At 65.4% G+C, this 15,684-nt stretch carries 15 protein-coding genes and 2 pseudogenes; 9 read left to right on the top strand and 8 right to left on the bottom strand.

The genetic code is table 11. The annotated features are described in order from the left end of the window. Window positions 1–1,773 carry a chloride channel protein gene (locus tag G6N77_RS17660; protein ID WP_165183486.1) on the top strand — a complete coding sequence of 591 codons (1,773 nt, stop codon included), beginning with the start codon at window positions 1–3 and terminating at the stop codon, window positions 1,771–1,773. A gap of 220 nt (window positions 1,774–1,993) precedes the next feature. Here the strand turns inward: G6N77_RS17660 and G6N77_RS17655 are convergent, their stop codons facing one another. From G6N77_RS17655 to G6N77_RS17640, 4 genes are all read right to left on the bottom strand, one after another. After that, window positions 1,994–3,604 carry an ABC transporter permease gene (locus G6N77_RS17655; protein WP_165183485.1) on the bottom strand — a complete coding sequence of 537 codons (1,611 nt, stop codon included), beginning with the start codon at window positions 3,602–3,604 and terminating at the stop codon, window positions 1,994–1,996. Further along, on the bottom strand, window positions 3,601–4,557 hold the full coding sequence (locus G6N77_RS17650; protein WP_165183484.1) for an ABC transporter ATP-binding protein: 957 nt from the start codon (window positions 4,555–4,557) through the stop codon (window positions 3,601–3,603). Before G6N77_RS17650 ends, G6N77_RS17655 begins: the two co-directional genes overlap by 4 nt. Beyond that, complete coding sequence (locus tag G6N77_RS17645; protein ID WP_165183483.1) at window positions 4,554–5,198, bottom strand: TetR/AcrR family transcriptional regulator; 645 nt, start codon at window positions 5,196–5,198, stop codon at window positions 4,554–4,556. Before G6N77_RS17645 ends, G6N77_RS17650 begins: the two co-directional genes overlap by 4 nt. Window positions 5,199–5,303: 105 nt before the next feature. Beyond that, complete coding sequence (locus G6N77_RS17640) at window positions 5,304–6,419, bottom strand: FAD-dependent monooxygenase (protein ID WP_165183482.1); 1,116 nt, start codon at window positions 6,417–6,419, stop codon at window positions 5,304–5,306. A 737-nt stretch (window positions 6,420–7,156) separates the two neighbouring features. Between G6N77_RS17640 and G6N77_RS20390 the strand changes: the two are divergent. The 5 genes and pseudogenes from G6N77_RS20390 to G6N77_RS17615 form a co-directional block, all read left to right on the top strand. Next, window positions 7,157–7,333: pseudogene (locus G6N77_RS20390) on the top strand (glutaredoxin domain-containing protein); the annotation flags it as partial. A 176-nt stretch (window positions 7,334–7,509) separates the two neighbouring features. After that, the gene (locus G6N77_RS17630; RefSeq protein ID WP_165183481.1) at window positions 7,510–7,806 is read left to right on the top strand and encodes a hypothetical protein; all 297 of its coding nucleotides are present in this window, start codon (window positions 7,510–7,512) and stop codon (window positions 7,804–7,806) included. After that, window positions 7,799–8,065: a ParB family protein gene (locus tag G6N77_RS17625; protein ID WP_165183480.1), complete on the top strand. Its 267-nt coding sequence runs from the start codon at window positions 7,799–7,801 to the stop codon at window positions 8,063–8,065. Before G6N77_RS17630 ends, G6N77_RS17625 begins: the two co-directional genes overlap by 8 nt. Further along, window positions 8,062–8,745, top strand: a complete 684-nt coding sequence (locus G6N77_RS17620) for a hypothetical protein (RefSeq protein ID WP_165183479.1) — start codon at window positions 8,062–8,064, stop codon at window positions 8,743–8,745. Before G6N77_RS17625 ends, G6N77_RS17620 begins: the two co-directional genes overlap by 4 nt. A 147-nt stretch (window positions 8,746–8,892) precedes the next feature. Next, entirely contained in the window at window positions 8,893–9,495 is a 603-nt protein-coding gene (locus G6N77_RS17615) for a DNA-binding protein (protein WP_165183478.1), read from the top strand. Window positions 9,496–10,019: 524 nt separating this feature from the next. Here the strand turns inward: G6N77_RS17615 and G6N77_RS17605 are convergent. The 4 genes and pseudogenes from G6N77_RS17605 to G6N77_RS17590 all read right to left on the bottom strand — a co-directional run. Further along, a complete protein-coding gene (locus G6N77_RS17605; protein ID WP_165183477.1) occupies window positions 10,020–11,042 on the bottom strand; it encodes a site-specific integrase in 1,023 nt (340 codons plus the stop codon). Further along, window positions 11,039–12,028, bottom strand: coding sequence for a tyrosine-type recombinase/integrase (locus G6N77_RS17600; protein WP_165183476.1), 990 nt, complete (start codon window positions 12,026–12,028; stop codon window positions 11,039–11,041). Before G6N77_RS17600 ends, G6N77_RS17605 begins: the two co-directional genes overlap by 4 nt. Then, window positions 12,018–13,265, bottom strand: a complete 1,248-nt coding sequence (locus G6N77_RS20385; protein WP_165183475.1) for a site-specific integrase — start codon at window positions 13,263–13,265, stop codon at window positions 12,018–12,020. Before G6N77_RS20385 ends, G6N77_RS17600 begins: the two co-directional genes overlap by 11 nt. A 139-nt stretch (window positions 13,266–13,404) precedes the next feature. Beyond that, window positions 13,405–14,193: pseudogene (locus tag G6N77_RS17590) on the bottom strand (PDDEXK nuclease domain-containing protein); the annotation flags it as partial. Window positions 14,194–14,314: 121 nt separating this feature from the next. Here G6N77_RS17590 and G6N77_RS17585 point away from each other — a divergent pair. The 3 genes from G6N77_RS17585 to G6N77_RS20495 all read left to right on the top strand — a co-directional run. Further along, complete coding sequence (locus G6N77_RS17585; RefSeq protein WP_165183473.1) at window positions 14,315–14,722, top strand: hypothetical protein; 408 nt, start codon at window positions 14,315–14,317, stop codon at window positions 14,720–14,722. Between the two features lie 174 nt (window positions 14,723–14,896). After that, window positions 14,897–15,292: a hypothetical protein gene (locus G6N77_RS20500; RefSeq protein WP_165183472.1), complete on the top strand. Its 396-nt coding sequence runs from the start codon at window positions 14,897–14,899 to the stop codon at window positions 15,290–15,292. Further along, the coding region (locus G6N77_RS20495) for a helix-turn-helix domain-containing protein (protein WP_165183471.1) at window positions 15,292–15,684 on the top strand (393 nt) is incomplete at its 3' end. The genes G6N77_RS20500 and G6N77_RS20495, both read left to right, overlap by 1 nt.

The following is a 15,684-nucleotide window of genomic DNA, read 5'->3' as shown; positions in this document are numbered from 1 at the left end:
ATGCCCGCAACCATCGGCGCACCGAGGCGCGGTCTGGCGGCCCTGTGGCAGGGCATCTGGAAACCCGCTGCGGAAGGCGGATACCAGCTGATCGCCGTGGCCCTGGTGGTGGGGGCCGGGGCAGGATTCGCCGCCGTTGCGTTTCGCTGGATGATCTCCGCCGCCACCATCTTCTTCTCCGGACAGGTGGACTATTCGGCAGTCCAGGGCCACCCGGCGCACCCGTGGCTTGGGTCGCTGGGGCCGTTCTTCGTGGTCCTGGCCCCGGCCGTGGGCGGGCTGGTCTACGGACCGCTCGTCCACCGTTTTGCCCCCGAAGCGCGCGGCCACGGTGTCCCGGAGGTCATGTACGCGGTCAGCCGGCGAGGCGGGCGGATCAAGGGCCGGGTCGCGGTGGTGAAGGCCCTGGCCTCGGCGATCTGCATCGGTGCCGGCGGATCCGTGGGCAGGGAGGGGCCGATCGTGCAGATCGGCTCGGCCCTGGGGTCGTGGCTGGCCAGGGTGTTCAGGATGCCCGATTCCAGGGTCCGGACGCTGGTGGCGTGCGGCGCGGCCGGTGGCATTGCCGCGACGTTCAATGCGCCCATTGCGGGAGTCTTTTTTGCCCTGGAGCTGTTGCTGGCGGACTTCGAGGCTGGCTCCTTTGGTGCCGTGGTCCTGGCCTCCGTGGCCGCCTCCGTGGTGGGGCGGACGTTCCTGGGCGACCAGGCCTTCCTGCAACTGCCCCCCTTCCACCTCGGCAGTGGATGGGAATTCCCGCTGTTTCTCCTGCTGGGCTTGTTCGCGGGTCTTGCCGGGGTCGGATTTACCCGGGTCCTGTATGCCATCGAGGACCTGTGCGATTATCTCTGGCGCCTGCCCAACTGGCTTCGCCCCGCTGTGGGTGGGCTGTTGCTGGGGCTGCTGCTGCTGGCGCTGCCACAGATGTACGGGGTGGGCTACCCCGTCCTGCAGGCCGGTGTGGACGGGCGCTATGCCGTGGGTTTCTTGCTGGTGCTGCTGGTGGGCAAGATCGTGGCCACGAGCCTGACCATCGGGATCGGCGGTTCGGGCGGCGTCTTTGCCCCGTCCCTGTTCATCGGGGCCATGCTTGGGGCGGCCTTCGGGGAAGTCGTCGGAGCAATCGATCCCGGGCTCCACGGCCAGGTGGGGACCTTCGCACTGGTGGGCATGGGCGCCGTTTTCGCCGGGGCGGCCCGTGCGCCCATCACCGCTGTCATTATCCTCTTTGAGCTCACGGGCGAATATTCGATCATCCTGCCGATCATGCTCGCCATCGTGGTGGCCACCGGGGTGTCCAAGCTGTTGTCCCCGGACACCATTTACACGCTCAAGCTCAGCCGCCGCGGCGTGGACCTGACCCGGCACCCCGGCACCGAGCTGTTGCAGGCCACCCGTGTCGGCGCCGTCATGGACCGAAGCCACCGGGCCCTGGACGGCAGCCTCAGCGCCGCCGAGGGCTCCCGGCTGCTGCTAGCCTCCGGCAAACACAGCCTGCCCGTCACCGACGCCGACGGCCGTCTGCTCGGGGTCGTCACACTCAAGATGCTCTCCACGGAACTGGGCGGGACCGCGGATCCCGGCGGCCGTTCCCTGGCGGGCCTGGCCGAGGATGTCGCCACGGTCGGGCCCTCGGCCTCCCTGGACTCCGTGGTGGAGCTGGTGCTGGACTCCCCGGCGGGCGGCGGGCTGCCCGTCACCGAAAGCGGCGTGTTGAAAGGGTGGCTCAGCCAGGAAGCGGTGCTCCGGCTGCTCTCTCGCGCCCCCCGGTAAGGAAACCGCAAGCCGTCTTCACCGCCGGCGATCTGCGGCGGCCACGCCCGTTCGGCCGGGGCGTCGCAGTCGACGGCGGCTGGTTCAAAAACGGTGCCGGTAGTTCGCCCGGTCATCGGGCGGGCCACCGGCACGGGGCATTGGGGGCGGTACAGGGATCTGCCAAATCCACTGCGACGGCCGGCCTTTGGTACGTCGATGAAAGACTGCCAGTGGGAGATCAGCCCTGGGGCACCCCGCGCCCGCGGAAGGCTGCACAGCCGACCGCAGCGAGGACCAGGGCGATGACAGCCATCACGATGAGAGCGGCGGGTTGGGCCGTCCCCAGCGGGGGGTTTCCCACATGGGTGGTCGGTGCGACGTCGAGCACCCACTGGCGGAACTTCAGGCCGGGCCCCAGGAAAGCGATGAACGTGGCCACGGCGTATCCGGCCCAGGCGATGAAGAACAAGCGGGGGCGCCAGCCGTAAAGCGCCAGCGCCAGGCCGGCGAACACGAGCTCGGCAGGAAGGTAGGCCAGCCCGGAGGCCAGGGTGGGGCCGAGTTCTGCCAAGTTGCCGACCGAGACTGCGGTCGCCAGGCCCAGCACCAGGGAGGACACCAGCACCACAATAATGAGCCCGCCTAGCACCACCAATGTGTGCGTGGCGAGCCAGCGGATTCTGGTCAACGTGCCGGAAAGCCGCGTCTCCAGGCGTCCGTCTGCTTCCTCGGCCCGCAGGGTGCCGAAGGCCTGGACGACATACCCGGCGGCAATGACTGCAAGGTAGAGCTGGGTGGCGGCGACGAACCCGTCAAGGGGCTGGCCGCCGGCGATGCCCATGGCCTGGGCAAGGGCGGGATTGCCGGCCATTGCGCCGAGAAGCTGCTTGGAGAGTGCCCCCATCATCCCTCCGAGCAGGACGCCGCCGGCGAGCCAGCCGAGGATGGCGGGGCGGTGGAGCCAGGCCGCGAATCCGAACGGGCTTCGCAGCGCAGGGGAAGCGTGCTGGGGGCCGACGCCGCCGCCGGCCAGGGCGCTGCCGAGGTCGCGCCGGGCAGCCAGCGCCACTGCCGCGCCCCCGAAAGCGAGTCCCACGGCCACCGGGATTGCCAGCGTCCACCACCGCTGGGCCCCAAACGGTGCGGCCTTTTCGGCCCATCCGAGCGGAGATAGCCAGCCCACCCACGTCCGGGTCGTGTCGCCGACGCCGCGCAGCACATACGATGCCGCCAGGGCCATCACGCACCAGAGGTAGACGTCCCGGGCGTGCCGTGTGAGCTGCGCCAGCAGGGCTGCGAGCCCGGCAAAGACGAAGGCCAGTGCGCCCAGGGAGGATGCGTAGAGGATCGAACCCGCCACCGCGACGCCAGAGACCGCCAGCCCGACGGCGAACAGCACGGCCGTCACTGTGATCGTGGCCGTGGCCACAAGAAGCGCGGCAAGTGTAGGTTCGTGGCGGGCGATGCGCCCTCCCAGGAGCAGTTCAAGCCGGCCGGCTTCTTCCTCACGGCGCGTCGCCCGTGCCACCAGGGCGATGCCCAGCAAAGGCAGCAGGAAGGAGGCCATGAAACCGAACTCGTCCTGGATGACGCCGCCAAGGGAATCGATACCCTCGACCTTGCCATTGATGGCCAGCAGGGCATTGCCTGTGGTGACTGCCGCGGCGTAGCTGTAGATCTTGGCAGGAGTGTCATAGAGGGAGGCCACGCCGGCTGCGGTGCCGACCATGGATGCGCCCAGCACAAGCACCCACAAGAGTGCGTTGCGCCGCTGAATGCGAGCCGTGATGCCTAGCATGGTGGCCAGCCCGCCCGCATGATCCGGTGCACCATGGGCTCCGGTGCTCATGATGCAGCCTCCGCGGCCACCACGTCGCCGTCCGCTTCGTCCGGGGTGGGTGACTTTTCGTAGTTTCTCAGGAACAGGGCGTCCAGGCTGGGGGGCGTGACCGTGAGCGTGTGGATGCCGGCCGCATGGAGGCGCCCGATGACGGCATCCAAATGCCCGGTGTCAATGGTAAACCGGGAGTCCACATGCCCGTCGAGCCGCTCCGTGTGATGGTCGGCGACACCCTCGGCCCCGGCCAGACCGTCGGGCTCGCGCGCCGTGACGGCGTGGACGGTGCTGCGCGTGCGGCTGCGCAGCTCGGCCAGGGTGCCGCTGGTGACGGTGCGGCCCCGACGGATGATGCTCACCCGGTCCGCCAGCGCCTCCACCTCGCCCATGATGTGGCTGGACAGCAACACGGTCGCGCCATCCTGGCGGCGGCCACGGACGCATTCCTGGAATGCCTGCTCCATGAGAGGGTCCAGGCCCGAGGTCGGCTCGTCCAGGACCAGCAGTTCCGCGTCGGCGGCCAGGGCGGCGATTAGGGCCACCTTCTGCCGGTTTCCCTTGGAATAGTCGCGCACCCGCTTGGTGGGATCGAGGTCGAATCGCTGGATCAGGTCCGCCCGCCGTCGCTTGTTGACCCCGCTGTGTGTAGCGCCCAGGACGTCCAGGCACTGGCCCCCGGTCAGCGCCGGCCAGAGGGCAACGTCACCGGCGACATAGGCCAGGCGGTGGTGCAGGAGCGCGGCGTTCGCCCACGGGTCGCGGCCGAAAAGTTCGGCGCGGCCCGAGGTGGCCTTCATCAGCCCGAGCAGGACCCGGATCGTCGTGGACTTGCCGGAACCGTTCGGACCGAGGAAGCCATGGACCTCCCCTTGGCGGATTGCGAGGTCCAGGCCGTCAAGCGCCCGAACCTTTCCAAAGACTTTCCTCAGCCCCTCGGTGCGGATCACAAAGTCGGCGGTTGTCATGGCGGAGGTTCCTTTCCCGGGTCCGCGAATGCGCCCCCGGTGTAGACGGCGGTGACGTCCTTGGTCCACCGGGTGAGGCCCGCGGGCGTCAGTGGATCATCACCAATGGCGGTGGTGATCTGTTCGCGCAGCAAGATCACCGCGAGGTCGTTGACCAGCAGGAACGCCGCGCGTACGGCCGGGTCGCCGGTGGGAGCGGCGATTCCGTTCTCAACCATGGCCTCCAATACGCCACGGGTCGTGGCATACCACCTGGCAAACAGGGCAGCCCCGGCAGGGTCGTTGGTGAGCAGCAGCCGGCGCAGGTACGCCGGCAGCGGGGATCCGGGCGGGAAAACCTGGACAAATGACTCGGCCACCGACGTCGTCGCCTCACCCCGGGCGAGCATCCCGGCGAGTTCCTCACCGCCCAACTCGGCAAAAATCGTGTCGAGCGACTCGGCCGCGTGGGCGTCGACGGCGGCCCGCAGCCCGTCCTTGCTCCCGAAGTGGTGAAGCACAAGTGCCGGCGACACCCCCGCGGCGGCGGCAATCTCACGCACCGTCACCGTGTCGTGCCCCCGGTGGGCGAACAGGCGCAGCGCTGCATTGCGGATCGTTGCCCGGGCGGTGAGGTCCCGCCCATCCGTTGCTGAACTCATACTCAAAATACTAAACACGTGTTCAGCGCAAGGCAAGGGGTGCCAGACGCCCGGCCCGGATTCCGCAACAGGGGGTCCCGTCAACGCCTACCCCCAGGGGCAGATTCACCGCTTGTTCGGAAAGGGGAGCGCGTTCAAGGCTGCATTGCGGATCGTGATGCCAGATCGCGTCTTGGGCACGAGGAGGCGAGATGCGATGCCGGCACCGCGTTGCAGCGGCCGGACGTATTTGCGGTGGGAGTATTCATAGTCGGCGAAGGCACTCGAGGGGTCGCAGGGGTGCCTGGCGATCGCCTCGGCAAGGGTCTTGGCTCCGACGATCGCGCTGCTGGAGCCTTCTCCGAACAAGGATATGCAACCGGCCGCGTCCCCGAGCAAAACCACCCGTCCTGCGCTCCACTGCGGCACATCAACGCGGGTGACGGCGTCGAAGTACCTCTCCCCGGTCCCGCCCCATTCCTGGAGTGCTTTTGTGGTGAGCCACCCTCCGCCGGCGTAGGTGGACTCGACGAGGCGCCTGCCCTGGTCGGCGTCGCGGTAGTCGACGTCGTGCTGGCCGCGGAAGATGAAAGCGAATCCGGGCTTCCCGCCGGCCGGATGGATGGCCAGGGAGGTTCCCGGTTCGTTGTACATAAGCACCGTGTGCGGATCCTCGATCGGCACGTGGGAGCGCACCGTGCCCACAAACATGCCAAAGGGGCGGGCGAATCGATCCTCGGGACCGAAAGCGAGCGCCCGGACGGTGGAGTGGATGCCGTCTGCCCCCACCACCAGGTCGAAGCGCCGGGAAGGGGTCCGCCGGAACTCGACGTCCACCCCGCCGCCGTCTTGGTGCAAGGAGGTGACCGAGTCGCCCTCGATGATGCGGCCGTTCTCCCGGGCCTTGCCGAGCAGCAGGCCGATGAGTACATTCCGTGAAACCTCCACCTCATTATGGTGGTCGCCGCGTTTTTGCGTCCTGATTGATGCCAGGGGCCGCCCGCCGGCGTCAACGAAAACCAGCCGTTCAACACCAGTGGCAGCCCCCTGAAGGTCCGGCCAAATACCCAACCCCCTCGCAATGGCGCCGGCGGACCCCCGCACGTCGACAGGGCTGCCACTGGAAAGTGTGCCGGCGGACCGTTCCACGATGGTGACGGACCAGCCGGACATCGCCAGCCAGAACGCAACGGTCGAGCCGGCAACGCCGCCGCCTGAGACCAGCACACTGCGATCACCCATGCGCCCATTCAAACACCCAACACCAAAGGCACTCAATGCCGATGTTCCGGTCAGAGTGGTCGTGAACGTCCCAGATGTAGAGCGTGTTCTTTCCTGTCCATCGGCGGTCGTCTTCAGAAGAAACGACACACTCTTTGCTGCCCCAGGATAGGCCACCTTTTCACGATGACACTGCCGGATCATATTTCCTGGCTGACATTCGCGTCCTAGCTAGAGCTGGTACTGTCTCCGGCGATCAAAGATTGGAACTAGGATCATGAGCCATCACCGGAAAATCGGCCCCAAGCACCCACTGAAGTGGAGTCCAGTTGCGGCAACTGCAATAATGCCTACTCCCCGCGCCACCACGTATCGTCCACACATGAGCCCATTCTGCACTGGTAGATCACCGGACGGAAGCACCGGGCTGCAATGAACAAAGGCCCGCCCGCCCTACCTTGACAAGTTTTGGCAAGGTGGCGTCCCTGGCCAAGACTCGGTGACGGCGGCATTGCGGTGCAATGGTGAGGGCATCCCGTAGACTTTTCGATGAAGTGGCCAGCCGATCCTCCAATACGGCTGGCCACTTCGTCTTTTAAGGGCAGGACGATTCAAACCGGTTAAAGGCAGCATGGACGGCATATTGGGCCGGCGGGGAAGGGCAGGCGCCGCGCACGCCAGAAACGATACCGAAACTGGTTCAAATAGTGGCTAACTTCCGCGAAATCCAGGGCAAGAACATCTATTCATCCATATGAATGAAGCGTATAATTGACTATATGCAGCAGCACAGACGAACGAAACTTTTGACCATACGAAACCAGGTACTGACCATGCTGACCATCACCCTCTATTCCAAGCCCGGATGCTTCGGATGCCGCAAGACGGCCGAGAAGTTCACCGCCCTGGGTGTCCCCTTCCAGGAAGTCGACCTGACCGCTACGCCGGCCGCCCTGGAGTACGTCACCGAAGAACTCGGCTACTCCCAAGCCCCGTGGTGGATGACCATTTCCACTGGTCCGGCCTGCGTCCCGACCTCATCGACGAAGCTGCGGCCCTTCACGCCGGCAGCCTGGCGGGCGCCGCCGGGCGGGGAGAGTAGGGGAGTGGCATGGACGAGGAAGAGCTGGCTGGATTCATCACCCGCGACCCGTTGGCCTGGCGCATCTGGATGAGCGGCTACGAAACCGGCCTGGCCCAGGGACACCAGGATGAGAGGGCCGGCATGGAAGACCTGGCAGACCTGGTGGCGCGCCGGCAGCTGGTCCTGGAACACTGCCGGGAGGAGATCAGGGCGGAGCTGGCCAACACGATGACCATGGCTCAGGTCCGCCGAGCCAGGGAACACACCCGTGTTGGCAACTATGCCGGTGGCGTAGTTGCCTGGGACAGGGATGGTCATGAGTAAAAGGAAACCATCGTCGTTCGCGCCCTACTTCACCACCAGTGATGCGGACCAGGTCCGGGCAGCCTTCCTGGCCGCCGGCCAGCTCGAAGGCTACGCTTCCATCTCCGAGTTGATCGAGGCGGCCACCTTGAAGGAAGTGAGGCGGCTGCAGCGCAGGCACAACCACGGGCGGCCCTGGGACGGGGCCGGCCCGGGCAGCCTGCGCCCGGGACAGCGCACCCGGGCCGAACAGACCACCGAGCACCAGGGCAGGCCGTGAAGATTGAGCGGGCCCGCCTGCGGGACACACCCGCCCTGGCCTGGACAGCCGCACAAGCCTTCGCCGCCGACTCAAGCAAGAGCCGGATTCGCCGCCGCGCCCGGGGACTCTATCTGATGCACCTTTACTCCCTTGCCCTGCTGGCCTGCGGCGGCCGGCTGTGGCATTGGGAAAAGAAGGCTCTCATCGCCATCGAGCACAAGAAACCACCAATCCTGTGGAGGCGGCTCGCACTGGCCGGCGTCTGTGCGGTGGCGTCCATCGCGCTGGTGGCGTGGATCTCCACGGCAGACAGGGCCGCGCTCCAGGCCCTGCTGGCGGTCATGACGGCCGGCGGGGGAGTCGGGACCGTGGTCCTTCTCCTGCTGCTGCTGGCCGTCATCCCCGCGCTGCGGGAGATGCACCCCCGCCGTTCCGTACGGAACACGGCCGCCATCCGGCACTGGAGACGGGTCCTGCCCGGTCGGGAGGCGTACAAGGTTTCCTACCTTGCCCTGTACCCGCAAACCGGCGAAGGCCTGGCCTTTGCCAGGGCGGCCATAGACCGTGCCGTCCCGGCCGGCGCGCCGCTGTACGCCGAAGCACGCAGTGTCAGCCACAAAACCATCTATGCCCGCCGTGGCCTCCACCAGCTCGCGACCGCTGACGGGACGCCCACCCTGGCCATGGGAACCCGCTAAGCAGGCTGCGGCAGCCGCCGCAGCGGATGTCCTGCACTGGCACGGCGGACGCCGGGGGAGTCCTCGAATTCATGTGGTGGAGTCGTGTTCATTTGGTAGTAATCGTAGTAGTATTACTACTACGATTACTACCAAGGGAGGGCCGCCATGGCCGAGCAGTCAGTCAAGGATCGCGTTTACGCCGCCGCCGAGCGCATTAGCGCGGAGAAGAACCCCACGGTCGCCACCGTGCGCGAAGCTGCCGGCGTGTCCAACGCCGACGCCACCAGGTACCTGAAGGAATGGCGGGCCGAGCGCGACAGCGCCGGCTCCAAGATCGCCGCCACCCCGGCCACCATCACCGAACAGGCCCTGCGCCTCGCCGGCACCGTCTGGGCGGAAGCCGTCCGTACCGCCACGGCCGAGCACGACATCATCGAAAAGGCCTGGCGGGACGAAAAGGCCCACAAAGACCGTGAAATCAACGAACTCGCCGCCGACCTCGACACTGCCGCCCGCACCCACCAGGAGAACGTCAAGGAACTAAAGGCCCAGGTCGAAGAAAGCAACCAGGCAGCCCGCGACAACGCAGCCGCCGCGGCCGAGGCCCGCGAGCAGCTGGCCCTTGCAGATCGAAAGCACGCCGAAGATATTGCGGAGCTCAAGAGCCAGCTCGCCGAGGCCCGGGCCACCGTCGCCACTCTGCAACAAACCCAGGACGCGCTCATTGCCCGGATTGAACCGCAGGCCAACGACGGAGGGAAGAAGTAAAGCCGTCCTCGCGGACCCAGGCCTGGAGGATTTCACCCCGGGACAACATCCAAACCACCCGCGGTGGAAATTCGGTCAGGGACTGGTTTTGTCAGCAGGACGGCGCGGGCAGTCGGCCGTTTCCTGCAATCGCAGTCAGTCCTGGGAAGCTGGGTTCTGGGCCCAATCCAGTGCTGTGCTCAGGTCGTCCTCGCTGGGCAGGGCTGCTTTTTCGTTGGAGGGGAGTGTCTCGTAGGTGTAGCTCGAGACGGCCATGGGGGAGCCGGCCTGGTTGAGTGCGTAGCGGACGGTGTGGTCCTTGTGGCTGCCTCAGACGAGGATGCCCACGGTAGGGGCATGGGCTTCCCTGCGGAGTCGGTCCTCGACCAGGGCGATGTAGAACTGAAGCTGCCCGATATTATGCGCAGCTGCGCATAACGCCGGTTATGCACAGCCGGACGTTATGCCGAAGTCTTCGTTCGCGCTGGCGTGTTGACGGCAGTCGCTGAAGGGGTTCTTGGCATAACGCCCCGCTGTGGTGGGGGTCAGTGTCCGAGGTTGGTCAGCCAGGTGAGCATGTCCTTGTCCTGGTGCCACAAGGGCATGGCATCGGATGGGGCGAGGTTGGTGAAGGCGCTCTGGAGTGCTCGTCTCTTCATCTCGCCGTCGATGCGGGCGTAGATTTCGGTGGTCTTAAGGTCGGCGTGGCCGAGGATGTCCCGTATGTAGACGAGGTTGACCCCTGCTTGAAGCAGGTGCATGGCCTTGCTGTGCCTGAAGGTGTGTGGCGATATCGTGTCGGGCAACGCCGCGGGGTCGCCTTCCCTCGCGGCGGTTACGTGCTTGTCGAGGATGTAGGCGATGCCGGTGCGGGTCATCTTGTTCCCTGCGCGGTTGGGGAACAAGGGCCGGGACCTGCTGGCGGGGCCGGTGAGGCCGGCACCGTCGGCGTAACGCTGGACCAAGGCGGCTGTCGGGGCCATCAGCGGCACGATCCTGGTCTTGTTGCCCTTGCCAGTGAGTTTGACTGTTGCGGGCGGATCGGCCCGCAGGTCGCCAAAGGTCAGGTCGGCGATCTCCTGGACCCTGGCGCCGCTGTCGTACATCAGCGCCAGCAGTGCGAGATCGCGCCGCCCAGAGGGCCTGCTGGTATCGGGCTGGTCGAGGATCATCCGGATCCCGTCGACCGAGACGTGGCGGGGTGGGGCGGTGGTGGTTTTCTTCTTTGGTATCGCCAAGACACGCTGGTACTGCCCGATCCGTTCGACGTCTCGGACCTGCAGGTAGCGGCAGAACGATCGGATCGCGGCCAGTCGCTGGTTGCGGGTCGCTGGGCAGCAGCCCCGCTCGGCCTCCAGCCAGGCCAGGAATCGCTCCACGAGCTCTTTGGTCAACAGCCCGCACGTCATGTGCTCGGGGGTGATGTCCTCGTGGGCCTTGCAATACCTCAGGAACAAGGTGAATGTGTCTCGGTAGGACTTGATGGTGTTCGTCGCTGAGCCGACCTCACCCGGCAGGAACCGGGCGAGGAACTCGGAGAGGTAGTGCTGGAAGTCGTGGGTGGTCATTCGGATCCGCCACCTGGGATCGCGCGCGAGGCGATGGCGCTCACAGCGGCGGTGACCTCGGGGAACATGTCCGGGATCAGGCGGACGTACTGGCCGGTTGCCGCGACCGAGGCGTGGCCGAGGTAGGTGGCCAGAGCCGGCAGCGCCCAGTAGACATCGGCGCCCTGATCAACCATGGCTTTGAGCGAGTAGACGGCGAACGCATGTCTCAGGTCATGGACACGGGGGCCATGACCACGGCCGCCGTGCGAGATGCCCGCCGCCCACAAGGTCTTCCTGAACCACCTGTAGATGCTGTCGGAAGTGACCGGCCGGCCGTCCTTATGGGTGAGAAACCGGGTGTCGCGCTCGGCGGTGAAGAGCCGCGGTGCGGTGGCGTCGTAGCGGCGCATGATGTCGGCCATCGACGATGAGAGCGGGACAAGGCGGTCCTGATCGAACTTCGCATGGCGGACGGTCAGGCACCCGTTGTTGAGATCGACATCACCGCGGGTCAGGTTCAGCGCCTCGGAGACCCGCAGGCCGCACCCATACAGGAGCCTGAACAAGACCGGCAGCAGGACCGGCATGACCGAGGGTGCTTTGGCCTTGAGCCGGTCGCAGGCGGCGAAGAGCTGGTCCAGCTCGCGTCGGGTGAAAACATATGGGGTGAACGATTCTCGATCGCCCCGGCAGTTCGGGGACTGCGGGAACGCCACGGGGAGGCCCAGTGCAGCCAGATAGATCAGGAACTGGTTGGTGCGCACGACCCGTCCGTGCTGGGTGCTGCGACGCTCGTTGGGCCGCCTGCAGCACCACTGGTCAACCAGCTCCTGACTGATCGCCAGGTCGGTGAGGCCCGTGGAGGCGATGAACCTGGACAGCGCCCGCAACGACCAGGGCACGTCGGCGTAGCTCAGGCCTTGTGCACGCTTGTAGCGGATGAAGCCGGCCATGTGGGCGGCGAAGACGGACTCGTAGTACGACGCCTGCTCATCAAACCTCATGGCCGCCACCGCCCAGGCTGTCGAGGTACCCCTGGTAGAGGCCGGGCACGTCCAGCGCGCAGCCTCGCAGCTGTCCCAGATCGATCTTCAGGTAGCCCGCGGTCGAGTCGGTGTCGGCGTGCCCGAGCGCCTCCGCGATCGCCGGCAGTGGCACCTTCTTCTCCAGCAGGGCCGAGGCAAGCGAATGCCGGAGTGCGTGCGGCCCGTGCTTCTTTCCCTGCGGGATTGCGACACCTGCCGCCTTCAATCGGGTGTGGACCACGGCGTGGATCGTCGTCGGCTGCATCGGCTCGCACGGGCCGTGCAATTTGAGGAATACGTACTCGGAGTCCGAGTGCGGCCTGGCGTTGTGCAGGTAATCGATGATGGCTTCGCCAACGTCGTTGAGCAGGGGCAGCGCCAGTACCCGGCTGGTCTTGTGCTGGATGATCTCGATGGCGTCTTGCTCCCATCTGAGGTTCGAGAACTGCAGTCCGGCGATGTCGGAGGCTCGCAGCCCGAGCCTTGCCGCCAGCAGGATGAGCACCAGATCACGCTTTCCTCGGGGGCTGCCCCGGTCGATGGCAGCGACCATCTGCTCCACCTCCTCTCGGGAGTAGGCCGAGGGGATCCGGGCCTTCTTCGTGTAGCGGATCCTGGGCACCAGCGGGCTCATGCCTTCCCCTCGCAAATAGCCCAGCACACTGCGCAGGGCGCATACCGTGTGGTAGATCGTCGGCAGTTCGTAGACCGCCAGGCTCTCGACGAAGCCGTTAACATGAACCGGCTCCAGCCCGGAGATATCCTCTAGGCCAGCGTGATCCAAGAACGTCGCCAGCCTCTCCAGATAGACGCTCGAGTTGCGGATGTGCGCCGCCGACATGCCCTTCGCTGCCATGCTGGCCACATACGCCTGAAACGGGGCGGCGGCCGCGCCGTTGAACACGAACTCCCGCCCGGGCTTGCGAAGCGTCAGGACGCCGGTCCGGTTGAAGTCGCTCAGCAAGTAGATCGCCTTCATCCACCGATGCGAAGTCGCCTCGCTCAGCGGGTGGGAGCGGATGTGGAGCACGTCCTCCAAGAACTCCATGCCGTGCTCGATGCTGAAGGCACCCACAGGCATCGCGCCTGAGTGCGCGCACAGCTTGTCCCACACGATGCGGTACTGCTTGATGACGGACGGCTTATAGTTCAGCCGCTCCATTTCAGCGATGATCGCCCCCACGAGATCGGCGACCGTGTCAATCTTGTTCTCCACAACAGCCCTCCAGACTTGAGTCGCGGCGCTTGTGCACCACCACTCAAGACTGGAACGTTATGCAATGCATTTACCACCATCGCCAACGCCGCAGCACCACCGATCACGCCGCCGCAGGCATAACGTCCGGCTGTGCATAACCGATGTGGTCCGGCTTGAACTTGCCGGTTTTGAGCTCGATCACGACATAGCGCAGCTGCTCGACATGGAAGAAGAGCAAGTCCAGGTAGAAGTCGTCGCCGTCGACGTCGAAATGTACTTGGCGGCCGACGAAGGCGAACCCGGGTCCGAGCTCGCGCAGGGTTTCGACCATGCGGTCCATGAGCCGCTGTTCCAGGTCGCGTTCGGCTACTTCACCCGAGAGGCCGAGGAATTCAAAATTGTAGGGGTCCTTGGCGATTTGTTGGGCCAGTTCGGAATCGGGTGCGACGAGCTGCCGGGCAAAGTTTGACGGCGCGGCACCGGATCGCTCAAGCGTTTTGTTCATGATCATGTTCATGAGCACGTTGCGGGACCATCCGTGCTCGACCGCGGCCGCCGCGTACCAGTTGCGCGCGTCATGGCCGAGCTTCTTGTCCAGTAGCACCGTGATGTGGCCCCACGGCAATTGTCCAACAGCCTGTTGGACAATTGGCTCCGGCCAGGCCGCGGCAAACCCGCGCATGTAGAACAGGTTGGAACGGGAGAGGCCCTTCATGTCAGGGAATTCCGTGTGCAGGTCCTGGGCCAGGCGGCCAATGACACCACTGCCCCAACCGTCCTGTTCCTGGCGGGTGAGGATGTCCTGTCCGATGGACCAGTACAGGCTGATCAGCTGTGTATTAACAGTCCGGCGTGCCTGCGCCTGTGCCGACCGCACCCGTTCCTTGAGGGAATCGAGGAGGAGGCCGTAGTCGTCGGGAATGGCAAGGTCGCCGGAATCGGTCATGGGCTTCATTCTATCGACCTGATGGCCGGCAAAAGCTGTCTCGCCTCCGTCGTCTAACACGACCGGCTCTGGTGTCATGAGTACTTGACGCGCTAGGACAAGTCAAGATAGCTTGACGTTTATGACTGAGAACAATCCACTCCAGATGCCGCCGGACCTCCCTGAGTACATTGGCGTCTGGTCCACCTACCAACAGCGCGCTGTGTGGGGGCGCGTAATCGCCCGGGGCGGGAACGAGGCCATTGCGCTCCACGCCCTCTCCGAGCTCCCTGATGCAAGCGCGCTCGACGCGCTCAAAGCAAATAGGGCAGCAGTCGATCTGCTCGTCGGCCGCCGCTGGTACGTCATGGAAGAAGCACGCGAGGCAGGGGCAACGTGGGAAGCAATCGGTGATGCCCTCGGGATCACCAAGCAAGGTGCGCAGGACTATTACCGCCGTCAGATCGAGAAACAGGAAACGTTCTTGTCCGACCTTCACGACACCACCCGGGCACGTGCGGCGCTTGATGAGGGCGGCTGCGACCACTAACGAACTGTTTTAGACAGGTTGCTGAAGAGCCCGATAAGAGGCCGGCGCGTCCCTACGTGTCAGGGTTGGGTAAGGCCAGTACCTCATAGCAACTTCGTCTAATTCGTAGGGCGAGAATCAGGATCATCACTAATGTCTGTCTCGACTATTTCCCCGAAGCGGGAGAATGGGTCCATGAGTAATCTCGGCCCCCGGGCTGGTGGACCGACCCCGCGAAGGTCGTATTCCCCGGCACAAAAACTTGCCCATCTCAGTGCCTACGAGACCGCTCGAGATGACGGTGCGGGGTGCGGGGCCTACCTGCGCCGCGAGGGTATCTATTCCTCCCAGATCACCGAGTGGCGCAAGCTCCGTGACGCCGGCGTCCTTGAGGGCAAAAAGCCTGGCGAGAAGGTCGGCAAGCCCACTGCTGAACAGGCGGAAATCGGGCGTCTACGTCGGCAGTTGGAGGTGAGTGAACGCAAGCTGGCACGGACCGAGGCGGCGTTGTCGATAATGGAAAAAGCACGACTGCTTTTGGAGGATATCTCCGAAAGCGCGGAGCAGCAGCCCTGGTACAAGAAACCCTGATGGGCGCCTACACCGCCCTGACGGAGGCGGACATCCCGACCCGGGACGCGGCCGTGATCGCCGGGGTCTCCAGGGCCACAGCAACCCGTAAACCACGCCGGCCGGTCGAAGACCCAGCGCCCGCCCCGGCGCCGGCAAATAAGCTCTCAGAGGCTGAACGCGCGCACATTCTGGCGACCGTGAACTCGGCACAGTTCGTGGATCTGCCGCCGGTGCAGATCTACGCCCGACTCCTGGATGAGGGCACCTATTTGTGCTCAATCTCCACGTTTTACCGTGTCCTGGATGAGAACTGCCAGGTCAAGGAACGCCGCCGACAGGCACGCCATCCGGCCCGGGCCGTCCCGGAGCTGGTCGCGACCGGACCCGGACAAGTATTTTCCTGGGACATT

Source organism: Arthrobacter silviterrae, from assembly GCF_011045165.1.
Taxonomy (GTDB): domain Bacteria; phylum Actinomycetota; class Actinomycetes; order Actinomycetales; family Micrococcaceae; genus Specibacter; species Specibacter silviterrae.
This window is presented reverse-complemented; position numbering and strand designations above follow the sequence as displayed.